This is a genomic window from Streptococcus sp. 27098_8_91, assembly GCF_041432385.1.
Taxonomy (GTDB): domain Bacteria; phylum Bacillota; class Bacilli; order Lactobacillales; family Streptococcaceae; genus Streptococcus.
On the sequence record NZ_JAPVZN010000001.1, the window covers coordinates 212,479 to 227,720 of the forward strand.

Sequence of the window (15,242 nt, forward strand, 5' to 3'; positions counted from 1 at the left end):
TCATATGATAACTTTATCCAATTCAACGGATAAAGTTTGGATTAAGTTTTCTAATTGTTTCGGTTGCACTTGGCAATCTTCTGCTGCCATTTCTTCCCAAGGAACCCACCAGACTGGACCACGACCATTAAGACCGTGCCCCTTCATATCACCCTCACGTCTCGGAAAAATATGCCAGTGGGCATGGGCATCCTCATTTCCAAGCAACTCTACATTCATCTTTTCAGCAGAGAAGGCTTTAGAGACAGCTTCCTGAACCATACTCATTTCCTCTAAAAAACGAAGTTTAACACTTGGATCTAGATGATGTAGTTCTGTGACATGTTCCTTTGCTAAAAACAGAGTGTAACCTTCAAAGTACTGGTGGTCACCAATCACAACATAGCCTGTTTCTAATTCCTTGACAAAGTAGGGATTATTACCAGACTTGATGAGTTCAATTCGTTGACAGATGAGGCACATAAGTTTCTCCTTTCAACTCTAAAAGGGTGTGATTAAGGTCAAAGAGTCGGTGTTTATAGGTCATCATTCCCCTCCCTCTTATCTTTATGAAATAAAATCTTAATCTTATTTAAAAATGGAATAACTTTAAAATAATTTCTTAAGCGTCTCTCACTTAACTTAGGTCCCTGTAGTTTTCTATATTCTTCGATATAAATTGTAGATACTTTACCAATTTCACTTTCCCCGAAAATAATAGCTTTTGAAATTACTTCACCAAGACTTAGACAAAATGAAACCATTCCAACAAGCAGAGCAATAAAAGAATTATTATACAAATAATACGCTATTCCAGCATCAACTGCGGCAATAACGAAAAGGAGTACTGTAATGCGTATTTCAGATTTTCTATCATCGCTTTCATTAATACTCAATTCTGGGAGTAAAAAAATTAAGGTTACAATAACAATCAACCAATAAGCTAATAACAAAGAGAATCCAGTGGGTTGTTCGATAAAACTCTTATACCCAGAGTATATGAAAAATAGCTGAAGTAATAACATCGCATACTGAAATAAATTAAACCATATTTTAGCTGAATTTATGAGCGGAATATTATTTTCTACTTTAATATCTAGTAATCGTTTAGAAATTTGTATCCGATGAGCTAGTTCTTTTAAATCTTCTATTTGAAGTATTTGAGAAGCAAGTTTTTTCTCTATAATTTCTATTTGATACCACACATATCCATCATCTTCTATCCACTGATATTTTCCAAAAGTTTTTATTTTTCGTCCATACGGATTAATCTTTTGAGAAATTTTAAAAAGTAGTTTTTCTAGATCTGGATTAGTAATTCCTTTATCGACCAGTTCATCAGCATAAACAACTAGTTCTTTAAAGTTTTCTTGTTTATTTTCATACACATACTTACGATAGTCCTCTTTTTCTTTTGAAAATAAGCATACAAACTCGAAATCAACCCTGTTATTATAGCAGGCGTTGCTATTTGTTTCAGTATTTCATACATAGTACTTTATCGACTCTTCAGTCCACCAACTCACTCTTGAGATAAGCATCCACCATACGCTCAGTAGCCACTACAGAATCAATATGAGTACGCTCATAAGAATGGCTTGATTCAATACCTGCTCCTAGAAGAGCGTGCTTAACCTCTGCTCCAGCTGACATCGCTGCAGAAGCATCCGAACCGTAAAATGGATAGATATCTAGTTTAAATGGAATATCTTGCTCTTTTGCGAGAGCTACCAAGTGTTGACGGAATTCATAGTGGTAAGGTCCAGAAGCATCCTTAACACAGATAGAGACTGTGTACTCATCCGTCTGCTGGTCATCTCCCATCGCTCCCATATCCACAGCTAGATATTCGACAACTTGACTAGGGATGCTTGAGTTAGCACCATGCCCCACTTCTTCAAAGACTGAAAAGGCAAAATGCGTAGTGACAGGAAGTTCAATTCCTTCTTCTTTGTAGACTTTGAGGAGATTAAGGAGAATAGCTGCGCTGACCTTGTCATCCAAATGACGAGACTTGATAAAGCCTGTCTCAGTCACGACAGTTCGTGGGTCAAAGCTGATAAAATCACCAACCTCGATACCGAGTGCGCGTGTTTCTTTTTCATTGGTCACTTTTTCATCCAAACGAACTTCCATATTGTCCTGTGTACGTTCCGCAGTTCCAGCATCCTTATAGACATGGCAAGAAGTTTGGTGGATCAAAATCGTACCTGAAACAGTTTTCCCTGTACTAGCTACATGGACCGTACAGTTTTCGCCTTCAATCATGTTCCAAGGATAACCACCGATACGGTCCATCTTGAGACGACCATCTGGTTTAACAGCGCGAACGATAGCTCCCAAGGTATCCACATGAGCAGTCACATAGCGTTGTTGCTCGTCATTTTTCCCTTTAATGGTAACGTTCACTCCACCCTTAGCCGTGCGGACTGGTTGATAGCCTAGTTTTTCAAGCGTCTCAACTAAATAATTCGTAATTTCACGCGTAAAACCTGTTGGTGACGCCATAGCAGTTAGTTCTTTGATATATTCTACAGTTTGATTCATTTCTTCACCTCTTTTGCTACCTATTATAACACATTTATCATCGGATAAAAAAAGAAAATCACTCCTGTAGACTTAGCTACAAAAGTGATTTTAGTGATTATTCCATTTCAAAAGCTTCACTTTCTTGTTTATTTGGAAGAACAAGAGAAAGTAGAATACCGATAATAGCTGGTACTAACCATGGCAGAGAAGCCTCCGCAAATGGTAGAGTGTTCACGATATTTGCAAGGACCTCAACTTTAAAAGTAGATCCTAAAACACTTGCAATGGCAATGGCTGTGACAATACCAACCGTTAATTGCATTCCTGGTTTTGAAAGAGCAACAAACTTGTTCACAATCACAATCATGACAATGGCAATCGTAATTGGGTACAAAATAACGAGAACTGGTACAGAGTACTTAATAATAGCACTCAAACCAAGATTTGCAATGGCAAAACCAATCAAGGTAAAGACAGTCGCATAAACCTTGTAGCTGACTTGTGGGAAACGTCCGTTAAAGAACTCGGCAGTTGATACAATCAACCCTACAGTCGTTGTGAAGCAAGTAACGGTTACCATAGCCGCAAGGAAAAGCTGAGCAGTAGAACCAAAGATTTCTTGAGTAGCTTGAGACAAGATATAAACTCCAGGAGTTCCACTCTTCATTGCTTCTTCTGTTACTGGGAAATGATTGCCCAAGAAACCTAGACCGATGTAGAGAGCACTAAATCCGAGTGCTACAACGATTCCAACAACCCAAATGGTTGAAATGTACTCTTTCTTGTTTGAAAAACCAAGTTGTTTCAAGGTTTGTACTGCAATAACACTGAAGGCAACCGAAGCAAGCGCGTCAAGTGTATTGTATCCTTCTAAGAAACCAGCTCCAAAGGCGGAAGCTTGATAAGCTCCTGAAGCTGCTTGTGGTGCGTTCCCAGCATACTTTAAAGCTCCAAGGATGACCAGAATAACAATTAAGATGGCAAAAACTGGAGTCAAGACTCGACCAATACGATCCAAGATTTTTGAAGGATTCAGCGAAATTAGGTAGGCAGCTACAAAGTATAGAATGGTGAAGACAATCAAACCTAAACCTTTATCTGCTTGATCTAATAGCGGACTAATACCAACTTCAAATGATGTCGTTGCTGTACGTGGAATGGCAAAGAATGGACCAATCGACAAGTACAAAGCTGCGAGATAAATTGTCGCAAACCATGGTGAAATTTTCTTAGAAATTTCATAGATATAGCCCTTTGGATTAAGGGTTCCAATGATTAAGGTTAGGACGGCAATCCCAACACCTGAAAATACAAATCCTGCAATGGCAGGGAGAAAGTTTTCTCCAGACTGTGCGCCTAGAGTTGGAGGGAAAATCAAGTTACCTGCTCCAAAAAATATTCCAAACAGGAGTAATCCTGTTAAAGCACCTTTTTTAGCCATAAACTCTCCTTATAAAAAATAAAATACTTTCTTAGTATAACATGATTAAAGGCTTGAAAAGGCTATCTCGAAATAATTTTAAAATGTTTTCAATTTTCTGATTTTTAGAGCAAATAAACTCCCTTTAAAACCTTTCTTATTTTCGGTCTCAAAGGGAGATTTTCTTATTCTAAGGCATCCATGCCACCTTGGACATTGATAACCTCATATCCTTGTTCTGCTAAAAATTGACAAGCGCGTGCTGAACGCATTCCTGATTTACAAATCACGTAGTAAAGATTATCTTTATCTAGTTGTTTATAAGTATCAGCTAATTGGCTGAGAGGTAAATTACGAGCGCCTTCTAAATGAAGAGCCTCAAATTCCTCTACTTCTCTCACATCCAATACAGAAAGCGACTCTTTCTGATAAAGCTGATAAAAATCGTCAAAAGTAATTTCGTTCATTCTTTTTCTCCTAAAATAGTTTTAATTCTTTTTTTCAAATCTGGAACCACTTCTTCCTCAAACCAGGGATTTTTTTTCATCCAGATTTGATTACGTGGTGATGGGTGGACCAGAGGGAAAAATTCTGGTAAGTAATCCTGATAGTGACGAACCCGATCTGTTACCTTGCCACTGACTTTCTCATTTAGATAGTAGGCTTGGGCATACTGCCCTATCAAGAGGGTTAATTGAATATCTGGTAATTCATGTAATAACTGTGGATGCCACTTTTCTGCAAAACCAGCTCTAGGTGGCAAGTCTCCGGATTTCCCATGTCCTGGAAAATAGAAATCCATGGGCATGACTGCAAAATATCCTGACTTGTAAAAGGTATCCTCATCCACACCCAACCACTCTCGCAAGCGGTCCCCGCTTTTATCCTTCCAGTAAAGGCCAGCTTCCTGGGTTTTGAGACCAGGTGCCTGACCAATGATATTGATGCGAGCAGTTTTTGGTGCCGCAAAGAGAGGCTTGATACCTTGATCAGTATAATGTTGATTTTGTGGATCAGCCATGATGGCTTGCTTGATTCTTTCAATTTGAGACATTTTCTCCTCCAAAAAGAAGTCTAAGCATTAAATCTCAGACTTCTATATCATTATTTGATCAATTCATAGATAGCTTCAGCGTAGATGGCTGCTGCACGGAAGAGATCATCCAAGGCGATAAATTCGTTGGCTTGGTGCATAGTATCGATAGAATCTGGGAACATAGCACCGTAAGCAACACCACGCTCTAACAAACGTCCAAATGTTCCACCACCGATGACTTGTTCGTGACCTTTAAGACCTGTTTGTTTTTCATAAACATTCAACAAGGTTTGAACGAGTGGGTCTTCCATTGGCACATAGTGAGGAGTGTGCCCATGTTCAGAAAGGCTAACTGAAGCAACAGGCAAGTTTTCAAGAACTGACTTGATTTGCTCTGGGCTTGTTCCTTTTGGATAACGGAAGTTAAGGGCAATGGTATTATCAGTACTTGTTTCGTCAAAGCGGAAGACACCAGCATTCATAGAAAGAGCACCCATCTTTTCATCCACATGAGCTACTTTCAATTTTTTCCCTTCATGGTCATTCAAGAGAATCTTACCAGCAATATCGAGGTAGTCTTTTGCAGGTCCTTCAAAGGCAAATTGGCTGAGGAAAAGAGCAAGATAAGTCGCACCATTGACACCTGAAGCAGGCATAGCACCGTGGGCTGATTTACCAATTACAGTTACCTTGTACTGACCATTCTCTTCTTGAATGTCTCCTCTGAGTTTGTGCTCTGCTACGAAGGCATCTAGTTTAGCTTGCAAGTCAGCCAAGTCACCTGAAACAACTGCCGTTGCTGACTCAGGTACCATGTTTTCACGCAAGCCACCTGTAAAGCTATGAAGACGAGCTGCACCAGTATTTTCACCTGCAAAATGAAGGTACTCTGTGATATTTCCTTTTTCACCATTGATAATAGGGAATTCAGCATCTGGAGAGAAGCCAAAGTCTGGTTTTGCAAGTCCTACATGCTCAAAGTAGTAGTCCATATCTGCCCAACCTGATTCTTCATCAGTTCCGACAATAAAGCGAACTTTTTTAGAAGTTGGAAGTCCCAATTCTTTGATGATTTTCAAACCATAGTAACATGCTGTTGTTGGTCCCTTATCATCAGAAGCACCACGCGCATAGAGACGACCATCCTTGATGGTTGGAGTATAAGGATCAGTGTCCCAACCGCTACCTGCTGGCACTACGTCCATGTGGGCAAAGATACCGAGAACTTCTTCCCCTTCACCAAACTCAAAATGTCCTGCATAGTTGTCAACATTTTTTGTTGGGTAACCATCACGGTCTGCGATTTCAAGGAATTTCTCCAAGGCTTTTACTGGTCCAGGACCAAAAGGATGCTGCGCATCAGCCTTACTGTCATCACGTTCTGAGTTGATTTCCAAAAGGCTAAACAAGTCAGCCAAGAGGTCTTCTTTACGTTTTTCTACTTCTGCTGTAAAATCAATAACTGTCATTTTTTCTTCCTATCTTTTTTCGATAATTTCATCTACTGGCAAGCGGTAGCTTGGTTCCAACTTCTCGTCTGTGTATCCTACTGTAATCAAGAGCTCTGGACGGAAGCGCTCTTCAATTTCCAAGACTTCATTAGTTTTTGATTTATCAAAACCAAGGATAATGTTTGATCCGATTCCTTGGTCAGTCAATGCAAGGACCAAGTTCATAGCTACAAGCCCAGCATTAAGAGCCAAGTAGTCACTGACTTGCTGTTCGTTATAACGTGCAAATTCTGCTGGAAGATTTTTCATAAAGTACTGTAGTTGTTCTTCTGAGAAATTATTGGCACCACCAATTCGAGCAATCTTGCGGGCGCGTTTGGCTAGGTCTGTATCAGTAAACAAGGCAATGGTCACAGGTGCAGATGCTACCTGTTCAAAGTTTGAACCGTAAGCCAATTTTGCTAGTTCAGCATTTTTCTCACGAACCACGACAAATTTCCAAGGCTGACTGTTGTGAGCGCTTGGGGCCAAGGTTGCGATTTCGATAGCTGTACGAACATCCTTAGGATCAACTGGTTTATCAATAAAATGCTTGGTCGCATGACGTTTTTTATTTAACTCAAGAAATTTCATAAGCAAGTTCCTTTTCTAATTCTACTGCTTCCATTCTACCATATTTTGAAAGAGCTTGCAGAGATTTTTCATTGGTGAAACAAATATCTTTTTTCTTACTTGAGTTTCTTACTACAGATTCAAACTGGAAATTATAATATTTTTCTATCATCTCCATAAAAAATATATATTAGATATCTGATTGATTGTCTGGTAAGTTAGATACCATTAAGTAAAGGAGACTCTTATGAAAAAATGATTCTTAATATTAGCCATTAGTCCCTTGTTGGTCGCCTGTGGACAAGCCAAACAAGATAGTACTTCTACTGCCACTGCTAGTCCTAAAACCATTGTCGTAGCAACTGCTGGAGACATCCCTCCTTTTGACTTTGAACAAGATGGTAATTTAACTGGATATGATGTTGAAGTTTTAAAAAACTGCTTGGGAAAGTATCTTCCCTGGAGTGAATGCTGGCCGTTACCAAGCTGCTACCAACAACTTGAGCTACACCAAAGAGAGAGCCGACAAATACCTCTACTCGATACCTATCGCAAAAAATCCTTTGGTTCTTGTGAGCAGACAAGACAAGGCTCTTACCTCTCTTCAAGATATAGCTGGTAAAACAACCCAGGATGACACTGGAACTTCTACTGCCAAGGTTGTTACGGACTGGAATCAAAATCACTCCGACAATCCTGCTACCATCCAATATTCTGGCGAAGATGTGGCTAAGCGTCTGACTGACCTCGCCAACGGTGAATTTGATTTCCTAATCTTTGATAAAATCTCTGTTCAAAAAATCATCCAAGACCGAGGTTTAGACTTGAACCTAGTCGACTTAGAAAGCAATGACAATCCAAACAACTACATCATCTTCTCAAGCGACGAAAAAGAATTTAAAGAACAATTTTACAAGGTTCTCAAAGAACTCTACCAAGATGGAACCCTTGAAAAACTCAGCAAGACCTACCTCGGTGGTTCTTACCTACTAGATCAATCTCAATTACAATAAGATATATTAAAAACGATTGGCTCGTCCAATCGTTTCAGATTGAAGACAAAGTCCTTAGAACTCAAGTTTCTAAGGGCTTTTCTTTTTGTAAAGTCGTATAATAGAGGTAAGAAGAGTTGTGAGGTAATCCCTATGTTTCACAAAGAAAAACCTGATTATAATCGTAAGCAATATGGTTTCTATACAATAGACGAATTGGTCCCTAAAGATCACTTTCTTCGACAAGTTGATTCAAAGGTTGATTTTGACTTTATATATGACTTGGTAGAAGATACCTATAGTCCAAATAACGGTCGTCCTAGTCTTGATCCCGTCATGTTAGTCAAAATTCCTTTGATCAAGTGTTTTTATGGCATTCGTTCCATGCGCCAAACCATTAAAGAGATTGAAGTAAATGTAGCCTATCGTTGGTTTCTCGGACTAACTTTAGATGATAAGGTTCCTCATTTTACTACCTATGGGAAGAATTACAGCCGTCGTTTTCAAGATAAAGAACTCATTTCTGAGATTTTTTCCCAAGTTCTCAATCAAGCTTTGTATGCTGGCTTAATTGATCCTTCTGAAATATTTGTGGATGGTACCCATATCAAAGCAGCGGCTAATAGTCACAAGTATCGTAAGGAAATGGTAGAGCAACAAGCTAAATTTATGAGTGAACAATTGGCAGTTGAGATTGATTTAGATCGGAAAAAACACGCAAAAAAGTCCTTAAAGCCCGCAAAAGAAAGTGAGGCTAAGGAAAAGAAAATTTCAACAACAGATCCCGAGTGTGGTTGGTTTCACAAGGGCGAACACAAGGAAGTATTTGCCTATTCTGCCCAAGTTGCTTGTGATAAGCATGGTTGGGCCTTAGCTTATACGGTTGAAGCAGGAAATGTTCATGACAGTCAGGCTTTCCCTGCCTTATTTTCAAAGTTAGAGCCTTTCTCCCCACGCTATATTATTGCGGATTCAGGCTACAAAACCCCAACTATTGCTCATTATTTATTAGAACGTAATATCATTCCTGTCTTCCCTTATACTCGTCCAAAGGGAGTAAAGGGGAACTTAAGACCTAGTAATTTTGTTTATGATGCAAGTAATGACTCTTATATTTGTCCAGAGAATCAAGTATTAAGCTATCACACTACCACTCGAGAAGGCTACCGTGAGTATAAGAGTAATCCCAAAGTATGTGTTGCCTGTCCTTTATTATCCGTTTGTACCCAAAGCAAGAATTTTCAAAAAGTAGTAACGAGACATGTCTGGAAAGATGCCCTTGAATTTTGTGAGGAGATTCGTCACCAAAGAGAAATGAAAGAGCTCTATAAGAAGCGCAAAGAAACAATTGAACGGCTTTTTGGGACGGCTAAGGAGTACCATAATTTGAGATACACTAGAGAGAAAGGAAAGGCCAAAATGGAGGATCAGGTTGGGCTTACTTTGGCATGTTTAAATATCAAAAAACTGGTGAAATGGATAGAGAATATCCCTTTTTATTTTGTTCTAAATTCGATTTTTGAATGGAATATCAGATGATGAGACAACATATTTTTGAAAACAGAAAAAGACAAACACCAAAAATGACGTTTGTCTTCGTTCTGAAACGATTGGCTCGTCCAATCGTTTATTTAGTATCTGTTAGTTAAAGCAACTCTTACAAAAAATCAAAATAATTTTTCACATCCTCTACATAGCCATGCTTGTCAATTAAACTAGCTAACAAATCTCTATTATGTCCTTGATAGTTGTCCTCACGTCGTAATTCCTCATACATTTCGATAAAAGGAAGGCCTTTGGTCTTAGCTGATTCTAGCTCTGCTTCATAGTCATAGGCAACTTTTCGAAATTGGATATTGACCAATTCACCATTTTCAAGCTCAAGTAAGGTATACTGGGCTCGGTGATTTTTCAGCCCTTCCCAGTCAAAATAAGGCATACCAATCGAACCTGGATTGATGATTTGTTGGCCTTGGCTACCATAACGTAGGAGCTGTTTATGGACATGCCCATAGACGGCTACATCCGTAGTTTCATCAAGTAGCTGGTCAAATTTTTCGGTATTATTTTCAACCAGCAAATCACCACCATAATTTTTCTCAGGCAAATTATGTGAAAGAGAAAAGCGCAAGCCTTCGACTTCTTTCTTGGCTATCATAGGTAGCTTTCTCAACCAATCAATATGCTCGGGGTTTATGCGCTCCATCAGGTACTGAGTCATCCTGAGAAACTGAATTTCTTCGGGATCTTCTAGACCATATTGCCCACTTAAAGCCTCTAAAACACAATCATCCCAGTTCCCTCGAACGGATGCTGTAATGGGAAGGTCTTTCAAAAGAGCCACCAAGTCATTTGCTCCCGGCCCAGGAAGAAAAATATCCCCCAAAAGCCAATATTCAGTCGCCCCTAAATTTTTAGCGTCCTCAAGCACTCCAGCTAAGGCCGTCGTGTTACCATGAATGTCTGATAAAATTGCAATCTTATGGTTCATTTTCTGCTCTTTCTTTAGTGGATAGCTTTCAGTCTATCCAATTCACTCTTATAATTCTGTACTCTTCTCCATTATAGCATAAAATTGCTAAAAGATTTTATAATGGAAATATTCTCATCAACTTTCTCTTAAAAATATGTCAAAAATAGTTGACATTTTATTTTCAAAAGAATATACTATAGTCAAATATATGTGACATAAATAAAAAGGAGGAAGCATGAATCGTGTAAAAGAATTCCGCAAGGAACTGGGCATTTCCCAACTCGAGCTCGCCAAGGATATCGGTGTCTCGAGGCAAACTATCAACATGATTGAAAACGACAAGTACAATCCCACCCTGGAACTTTGTCTAAATCTCGCCCGCAGCCTCCAAACTGACCTCAACAGTCTCTTTTGGGAGGACGATTTTTAAAAAAGGAGAAGAAAAATGAAAAAAGAACCCCTCAATGAAAAACTGATCAAACGTATCTATGGCATTTCAGGTCCCCTTGATGAACACAAACGGCGCGAAGCTGAGCACATCGGAAATAAAATCTTTATGATTCTCTTTTACCTCATGACTTTAGGCAATCTTATTCCCTTTGTCCTTGCTTTTAGATATCCCCAAGTAGTCGCTTTTGGATATCCAATCATTATCTTTCTAATTTCCATGGTTTGTGCTATCTATGTCACTAGTCAAACTACAAAAACTGGTATTGCTTCTATTGATCCTGACGTGTTGAACCAGAAAGAAAAGAAACAGTTACGTAATCCTGGTCTTAAAGCTGGTCTTGGCTATGGAATAGCCATGTTGTTTGGAATGCCACTTCTCCATATCCTAATGGATGATAGCAAGAGCTATCTTACCTCTCTTCTGAATACCAGAAGTATCTTGTCTACCATCGTTGCAGCCTTCTTTTTCGGATTAACAGTGCATATTGTCGTCACTCTTCGCATTCAAAAAGCTAGAGAAAATCAAGACGACGATTAGGAGGAAACTTATGAAATCACTATTAACTTTAATTCTCAGCCATATTTTGATCAGTATCTTTATGACAGTTTTCCTAGTTTATGGCCAAATTACGCGTCCTTTTCTGATCATCTTCCTCTTAGCCCTTCCTGTCTTGAACAAAGGACAAAGATTTCAGAAAATCACATCAAAAAAAATACGCCTCTTAAACGCATCACTCTGCTTTATCCTCGTATCTTTCCCACAACTGTTAACGAATTCTATGGATTGGAGATATCTACTATTTCTAACCATCTGTATCGTTTTTAGTCTAGTCTACTTCTATACTCTCTATCAACTCTTTAAAGAAGCTAATCAAAAACAATGTTATTAAGAGGTCCCTACCATGAAAAAAGAAGACTTAACAACTCGCTTAGTTCGAAATTTCTTTCATATCCAAGGACCCTTTGATGAATGCCGTCAAGAGGTCATCTACAAGGCTTGTGCCCGTTCCATGGTCCAAATCTTTTACTCTTCCTTCCTTCTCTTCCTGTTCTATCTGTTGTTTGGGCGCTTTATAGAGATAGTTCGAATGGCTATGCCCTATCTCTACTTCTTGATGATTTTTGCCCTCAGTCTCAAGGCAAGATATTCTACTAGAGGGCTCCACTTAGAAGATGATGATCAATCCGAGATTCCACAAATCACTTACAGCAAGCAGCAAATCAAGTTAAGAAGTTGGTTAGTTGGAACTAGCATCCCAACTCTCTATTTATTTATACTATTTTCCAAAAAAGTACTTCTTGAAAATCACTCGATTACAGATTTCTTCTTGCAATTTCTAGAACTCAAAATGATCGCTTTTTTCCTACTAGTAGGACTTGGAGTAGGATCAATCTTTGGGACTATGACTTATTATTTTTTATCCGAACATGAAGAACAGTAGGAGAAAGCTGAACTAATTGATACTCAATGAAAATCAAAGAGCAAACTAGGAAGCTAGCCGCAAGCTGTACTTGAGTACGGTAAGGTGACGCTGACGTGGTTTGAATTTGATTTTCGAAGAGTATGATTCTGTCTATTATCGACAACAACCCCCTAACACTTCTCAGTGCTAGGGGCTTTTTTAGTTCCTTAAATACCGCATATATTCTACTAATACATAGACAAGGATTGTTAAACAAATGATCGTTTCCAGCCAAACGAGGAGGTTAAGGACTGGAAACTGCAGAATGCCTTGGGCCATTTTCAATGAAGTTGCTGTGATGATAGTTGGGAAGGTTAGGGCTGAAAAAGCTGGTTGAAATCCCTGTTTTAAAATCCTTGGTAAACGACTGAGGACAAAGAAAAAGAAAGTTTGTGAAGCAAGGATCATGACTAGCAAAATCCAGCCATGAAGACCTGAACCTCCGATCCGAACGAGTGCTGCTAACAATAGAGAAAAGGGAGCACAGTAGATTCCTTCTTGCCCCAGTAAAGCCCGTGGCAATGGATTACTTTTCAAATCTTGATAAATCAGAGGATAAAGGAAAAGGGTTAAGGTAAAGCCAAAAATCCAAGCGCCATAGGCAATCTCGACTATGCCCACGACTGGGTAGGTCAAGCTTGCTACTGCAATTCCCACATAAAGAACTGTCCAACTTGGCGTTGCGCTCGTTCTTGGTTTAGTCTGCACATAATTTTTAGTGAAGTAGATGATTAAACCTACATCCAGTAGAAAGGCAAACCACCAAAGAGCTTGCGCTATGATACTCATACTCATAGGTAAGATTCGCAGTAAGTAGGTTGATAAAATCATCCCTGCCATAGGAAAGGTCGCCATTCCCGATAATAGAGGAGCTTTCTTAAGTTCTTGCTGGCTTTCTTGCCAATCACTAAGATGACTGTATAAAAAATAAAACCATAAAATCAAGCCTGACAAACTAAAGACATGGGATAATAATGGAAAAATATCCAGGATGAGATTACCTGCTCCAGCCAATCCCAATAAGCACCCTGAAAAGGCCAAGGGGAGTTTTTTCATGTGAACCTCCAATAGTCATGTTATTATCAGTATAGCATAAAAGCGCTTAAATGAAGTATTAAAAAACGAAGTTTAAAAAGATAAACCTCGTTTTTATTTTCTTTATTGTTAGTTTGTCGCTAGAATATGTCGCAATTGCACTGCACTAGGAGAAACAATTGGCAAAAAGGCACCTTCATTCCAACGACGTATGAAACCGGATGTCGATTTACTAAAATATCCTCTACCGCCACCAGCTTGTAGTTCTAATAAGAGACTTTGGGCAACAACATCAACAATATCAATTCGTAACTGGAATAGCTCACGCGGATTTCTAACGAAATAGGACTCTTCAGATAGTCCTTGATAGAGAGAATGTCGAATATCATCTAACTGTTCGACCTGATGCTGCCATTCTTCCTTCAAGACACCTCGTTTCCCCAATTCTTTTTCGACTTCTGAGAGTGAACGTTCAGCCAAACCAAAGGCTAGGCCAAATTGGTAGCCTAAAAAGGCTGGACGATTTTGCGCTAAAAATTGATGGGCATCCCTCGATAGAATCCACTCTTCCTTTAAAGATACCTTGTTAAAAGTCAGAGCTGCTGTATTCCCTCCTTGGAGAGAAACAAATTCCAAATCTTCGGAACGACTAAAGTTTTCTGCGTCCGATGGTACGGCTACTACATAACTTGTACTCGGATCATCTGCAAATCCTGCTACAAAAATAGTGAGGAAGCGATCCTTACGAGCATTGGTTACCCAAGGAAGTCGTCCTTTAAGATAATAATTTCCATTTTCTTCAAGGATACGAACATTTAGTTCCTCTAAGTCAGATAGATACTTGACCGCATTAGATAAGGCCGTAGCACCTGCATATTCTCCTGATAAGAGTTTTTCCAAGTAAACTTCTTTGAAATAAGCATTATCAGTATGAAGAATATTGTCTATTAAAGTTCGTTGCCCCCATGAGATGAAGGAGGCTGTTAAGGAATGTTGAGCGAGTTCAGCAAGGATATCGATAACATCTTGGTCATTTCCACCTAGCCCTCCAAGAACTTTTGGTACTCCTACACGAAAGGCACCTTCTGCAGCAATTTTCTCAATCAGTTCTTCTCCAGCTTGACATGATTTTTTGTCAATTTCATCGGCGTGCTGGTCTAACCAGCTTAAGAATTCTTCTGAAAAAAATCCCATACTTTGTCCTCCTCTTATGCATAAGGTTGTAATTCTGGATTAATCGGTGTGTTAGCTAGGTTGTTAGCATAGTTACAAAGACTTGCTAAACTTACACCGAGAATAACATCCAAGGCATTTTCTTGCGTATAGCCAGCTTCAAGGAATTCTCCAAGAGCTTCATCTCCTACGCGCCCTTTGGTATTGATGACTGCCAAGGTAAACTTAGCTAGGGTATCCAGCTTAGGATCGCTTTCGATTGGGGTACGATTGCGAAGGGCTTGGAGAAGGTCATCATTCATCTGGATTTGCTTGATAGAAAAGGCTGTGTGACCAGCGACGCAAAAGGCACAACCGTTGGTTACGGCTGCAGTGATTTGCACCACTTCGCGCTCTACAGGTGTTAGACTATTGCGACGGTTAATAGCGCCAACAGTGCGATAAGCTTCTAGGGCTGTAGGGGCATTGGCTAAAAGACAGATAAGATTTGGGATATAACCATTGTTGTCCTTTTGTACCGTTTCAAGAACTTCTTTCACTTCTGCTGGCGCTGATTCTACTGTGTAGATAGTAAATGTTGTCATAAGGGGACCTCTTTTCGTTTTGTAATTGAATGGTTTCTGCGAAAA

At 39.3% G+C, this 15,242-nt stretch carries 17 protein-coding genes and 1 pseudogene; 6 read left to right on the forward strand and 12 right to left on the reverse strand.

What is annotated here, in order from left to right:
• The 8 genes from O3611_RS00970 to O3611_RS01005 all read right to left on the reverse strand — a co-directional run bounded on the left by O3611_RS00970 (position 1) and on the right by O3611_RS01005 (position 7,048).
• Positions 1-462, reverse strand: a complete 462-nt coding sequence (locus tag O3611_RS00970; RefSeq protein ID WP_371559449.1) for an HIT family protein — start codon at positions 460-462, stop codon at positions 1-3.
• Between the two features lie 53 nt (positions 463-515).
• Positions 516-1,367: a hypothetical protein gene (locus O3611_RS00975; RefSeq protein WP_371607528.1), complete on the reverse strand. Its 852-nt coding sequence runs from the start codon at positions 1,365-1,367 to the stop codon at positions 516-518.
• 121 nt (positions 1,368-1,488) lie between these two features.
• The gene (locus O3611_RS00980) at positions 1,489-2,526 is read right to left on the reverse strand and encodes a M42 family metallopeptidase (protein WP_371607529.1); all 1,038 of its coding nucleotides are present in this window, start codon (positions 2,524-2,526) and stop codon (positions 1,489-1,491) included.
• A 97-nt stretch (positions 2,527-2,623) separates the two neighbouring features.
• The gene (gene brnQ, locus O3611_RS00985; protein ID WP_248035664.1) at positions 2,624-3,949 is read right to left on the reverse strand and encodes a branched-chain amino acid transport system II carrier protein; all 1,326 of its coding nucleotides are present in this window, start codon (positions 3,947-3,949) and stop codon (positions 2,624-2,626) included.
• Between the two features lie 164 nt (positions 3,950-4,113).
• Positions 4,114-4,395 carry a rhodanese-like domain-containing protein gene (locus tag O3611_RS00990; RefSeq protein ID WP_371607530.1) on the reverse strand — a complete coding sequence of 94 codons (282 nt, stop codon included), beginning with the start codon at positions 4,393-4,395 and terminating at the stop codon, positions 4,114-4,116.
• Positions 4,392-4,982, reverse strand: coding sequence for a uracil-DNA glycosylase family protein (locus O3611_RS00995; RefSeq protein ID WP_371607531.1), 591 nt, complete (start codon positions 4,980-4,982; stop codon positions 4,392-4,394). Before O3611_RS00995 ends, O3611_RS00990 begins: the two co-directional genes overlap by 4 nt.
• A 50-nt stretch (positions 4,983-5,032) precedes the next feature.
• Positions 5,033-6,433: a dipeptidase PepV gene (gene pepV, locus O3611_RS01000; RefSeq protein WP_371607532.1), complete on the reverse strand. Its 1,401-nt coding sequence runs from the start codon at positions 6,431-6,433 to the stop codon at positions 5,033-5,035.
• Between the two features lie 9 nt (positions 6,434-6,442).
• The gene (locus O3611_RS01005; protein ID WP_371607533.1) at positions 6,443-7,048 is read right to left on the reverse strand and encodes a nitroreductase family protein; all 606 of its coding nucleotides are present in this window, start codon (positions 7,046-7,048) and stop codon (positions 6,443-6,445) included.
• A 253-nt stretch (positions 7,049-7,301) separates the two neighbouring features.
• Here O3611_RS01005 and O3611_RS01010 point away from each other — a divergent pair.
• Positions 7,302-8,040: pseudogene (locus tag O3611_RS01010) on the forward strand (transporter substrate-binding domain-containing protein).
• Positions 8,041-8,172: 132 nt separating this feature from the next.
• On the forward strand, positions 8,173-9,558 hold the full coding sequence (locus O3611_RS01015; RefSeq protein ID WP_371607534.1) for an IS1182 family transposase: 1,386 nt from the start codon (positions 8,173-8,175) through the stop codon (positions 9,556-9,558).
• 118 nt (positions 9,559-9,676) lie between these two features.
• Here O3611_RS01015 and O3611_RS01020 read toward each other — a convergent pair whose 3' ends face one another.
• A complete protein-coding gene (locus tag O3611_RS01020; protein WP_371607535.1) occupies positions 9,677-10,510 on the reverse strand; it encodes a metallophosphoesterase in 834 nt (277 codons plus the stop codon).
• 217 nt (positions 10,511-10,727) lie between these two features.
• Here O3611_RS01020 and O3611_RS01025 point away from each other — a divergent pair, with 217 nt between their 5' ends.
• From O3611_RS01025 to O3611_RS01040, 4 genes are read left to right on the forward strand one after another with little or no spacing between them, the layout of a single operon-like run.
• A complete protein-coding gene (locus O3611_RS01025; RefSeq protein WP_001082470.1) occupies positions 10,728-10,922 on the forward strand; it encodes a helix-turn-helix transcriptional regulator in 195 nt (64 codons plus the stop codon).
• 15 nt (positions 10,923-10,937) lie between these two features.
• Entirely contained in the window at positions 10,938-11,480 is a 543-nt protein-coding gene (locus O3611_RS01030) for a DUF3278 domain-containing protein (RefSeq protein WP_371607536.1), read from the forward strand.
• 10 nt (positions 11,481-11,490) lie between these two features.
• Entirely contained in the window at positions 11,491-11,832 is a 342-nt protein-coding gene (locus tag O3611_RS01035) for a hypothetical protein (protein WP_371607537.1), read from the forward strand.
• A gap of 12 nt (positions 11,833-11,844) precedes the next feature.
• Positions 11,845-12,384, forward strand: coding sequence for a DUF3278 domain-containing protein (locus O3611_RS01040; protein WP_371607538.1), 540 nt, complete (start codon positions 11,845-11,847; stop codon positions 12,382-12,384).
• 180 nt (positions 12,385-12,564) lie between these two features.
• Here the strand turns inward: O3611_RS01040 and O3611_RS01045 are convergent, their stop codons facing one another.
• The 3 genes from O3611_RS01045 to O3611_RS01055 all read right to left on the reverse strand — a co-directional run bounded on the left by O3611_RS01045 (position 12,565) and on the right by O3611_RS01055 (position 15,197).
• Positions 12,565-13,461 (reverse strand): TDT family transporter, encoded by an 897-nt coding sequence (locus tag O3611_RS01045; protein WP_371607539.1) that lies wholly within the window; start codon positions 13,459-13,461, stop codon positions 12,565-12,567.
• A 108-nt stretch (positions 13,462-13,569) separates the two neighbouring features.
• Positions 13,570-14,634, reverse strand: a complete 1,065-nt coding sequence (locus tag O3611_RS01050; RefSeq protein WP_371607540.1) for an acyl-CoA dehydrogenase family protein — start codon at positions 14,632-14,634, stop codon at positions 13,570-13,572.
• 14 nt (positions 14,635-14,648) lie between these two features.
• Entirely contained in the window at positions 14,649-15,197 is a 549-nt protein-coding gene (locus tag O3611_RS01055; protein ID WP_371607541.1) for a carboxymuconolactone decarboxylase family protein, read from the reverse strand.
• Positions 15,198-15,242: the final 45 nt, after the last annotated feature.

Bases quoted from the DNA above. Each gene is read 5' to 3' on its own strand.
- O3611_RS01020 (WP_371607535.1), bottom strand. From the start codon at position 10,510: ATGAACCATAAGATTGCAATTTTATCAGACATTCATGGTAACACGACG.
- O3611_RS00980 (WP_371607529.1), bottom strand. From the start codon at position 2,526: ATGAATCAAACTGTAGAATATATCAAAGAACTAACTGCTATGGCGTCA.
- O3611_RS01045 (WP_371607539.1), bottom strand. From the start codon at position 13,461: ATGAAAAAACTCCCCTTGGCCTTTTCAGGGTGCTTATTGGGATTGGCT.
- O3611_RS01035 (WP_371607537.1), top strand. From the start codon at position 11,491: ATGAAATCACTATTAACTTTAATTCTCAGCCATATTTTGATCAGTATC.
- O3611_RS00990 (WP_371607530.1), bottom strand. From the start codon at position 4,395: ATGAACGAAATTACTTTTGACGATTTTTATCAGCTTTATCAGAAAGAG.
- O3611_RS01015 (WP_371607534.1), top strand. From the start codon at position 8,173: ATGTTTCACAAAGAAAAACCTGATTATAATCGTAAGCAATATGGTTTC.
- O3611_RS01005 (WP_371607533.1), bottom strand. From the start codon at position 7,048: ATGAAATTTCTTGAGTTAAATAAAAAACGTCATGCGACCAAGCATTTT.
- O3611_RS01025 (WP_001082470.1), top strand. From the start codon at position 10,728: ATGAATCGTGTAAAAGAATTCCGCAAGGAACTGGGCATTTCCCAACTC.
- O3611_RS01030 (WP_371607536.1), top strand. From the start codon at position 10,938: ATGAAAAAAGAACCCCTCAATGAAAAACTGATCAAACGTATCTATGGC.
- pepV (WP_371607532.1), bottom strand. From the start codon at position 6,433: ATGACAGTTATTGATTTTACAGCAGAAGTAGAAAAACGTAAAGAAGAC.
- O3611_RS01040 (WP_371607538.1), top strand. From the start codon at position 11,845: ATGAAAAAAGAAGACTTAACAACTCGCTTAGTTCGAAATTTCTTTCAT.
- brnQ (WP_248035664.1), bottom strand. From the start codon at position 3,949: ATGGCTAAAAAAGGTGCTTTAACAGGATTACTCCTGTTTGGAATATTT.
- O3611_RS01050 (WP_371607540.1), bottom strand. From the start codon at position 14,634: ATGGGATTTTTTTCAGAAGAATTCTTAAGCTGGTTAGACCAGCACGCC.
- O3611_RS00995 (WP_371607531.1), bottom strand. From the start codon at position 4,982: ATGTCTCAAATTGAAAGAATCAAGCAAGCCATCATGGCTGATCCACAA.
- O3611_RS00970 (WP_371559449.1), bottom strand. From the start codon at position 462: ATGTGCCTCATCTGTCAACGAATTGAACTCATCAAGTCTGGTAATAAT.
- O3611_RS01055 (WP_371607541.1), bottom strand. From the start codon at position 15,197: ATGACAACATTTACTATCTACACAGTAGAATCAGCGCCAGCAGAAGTG.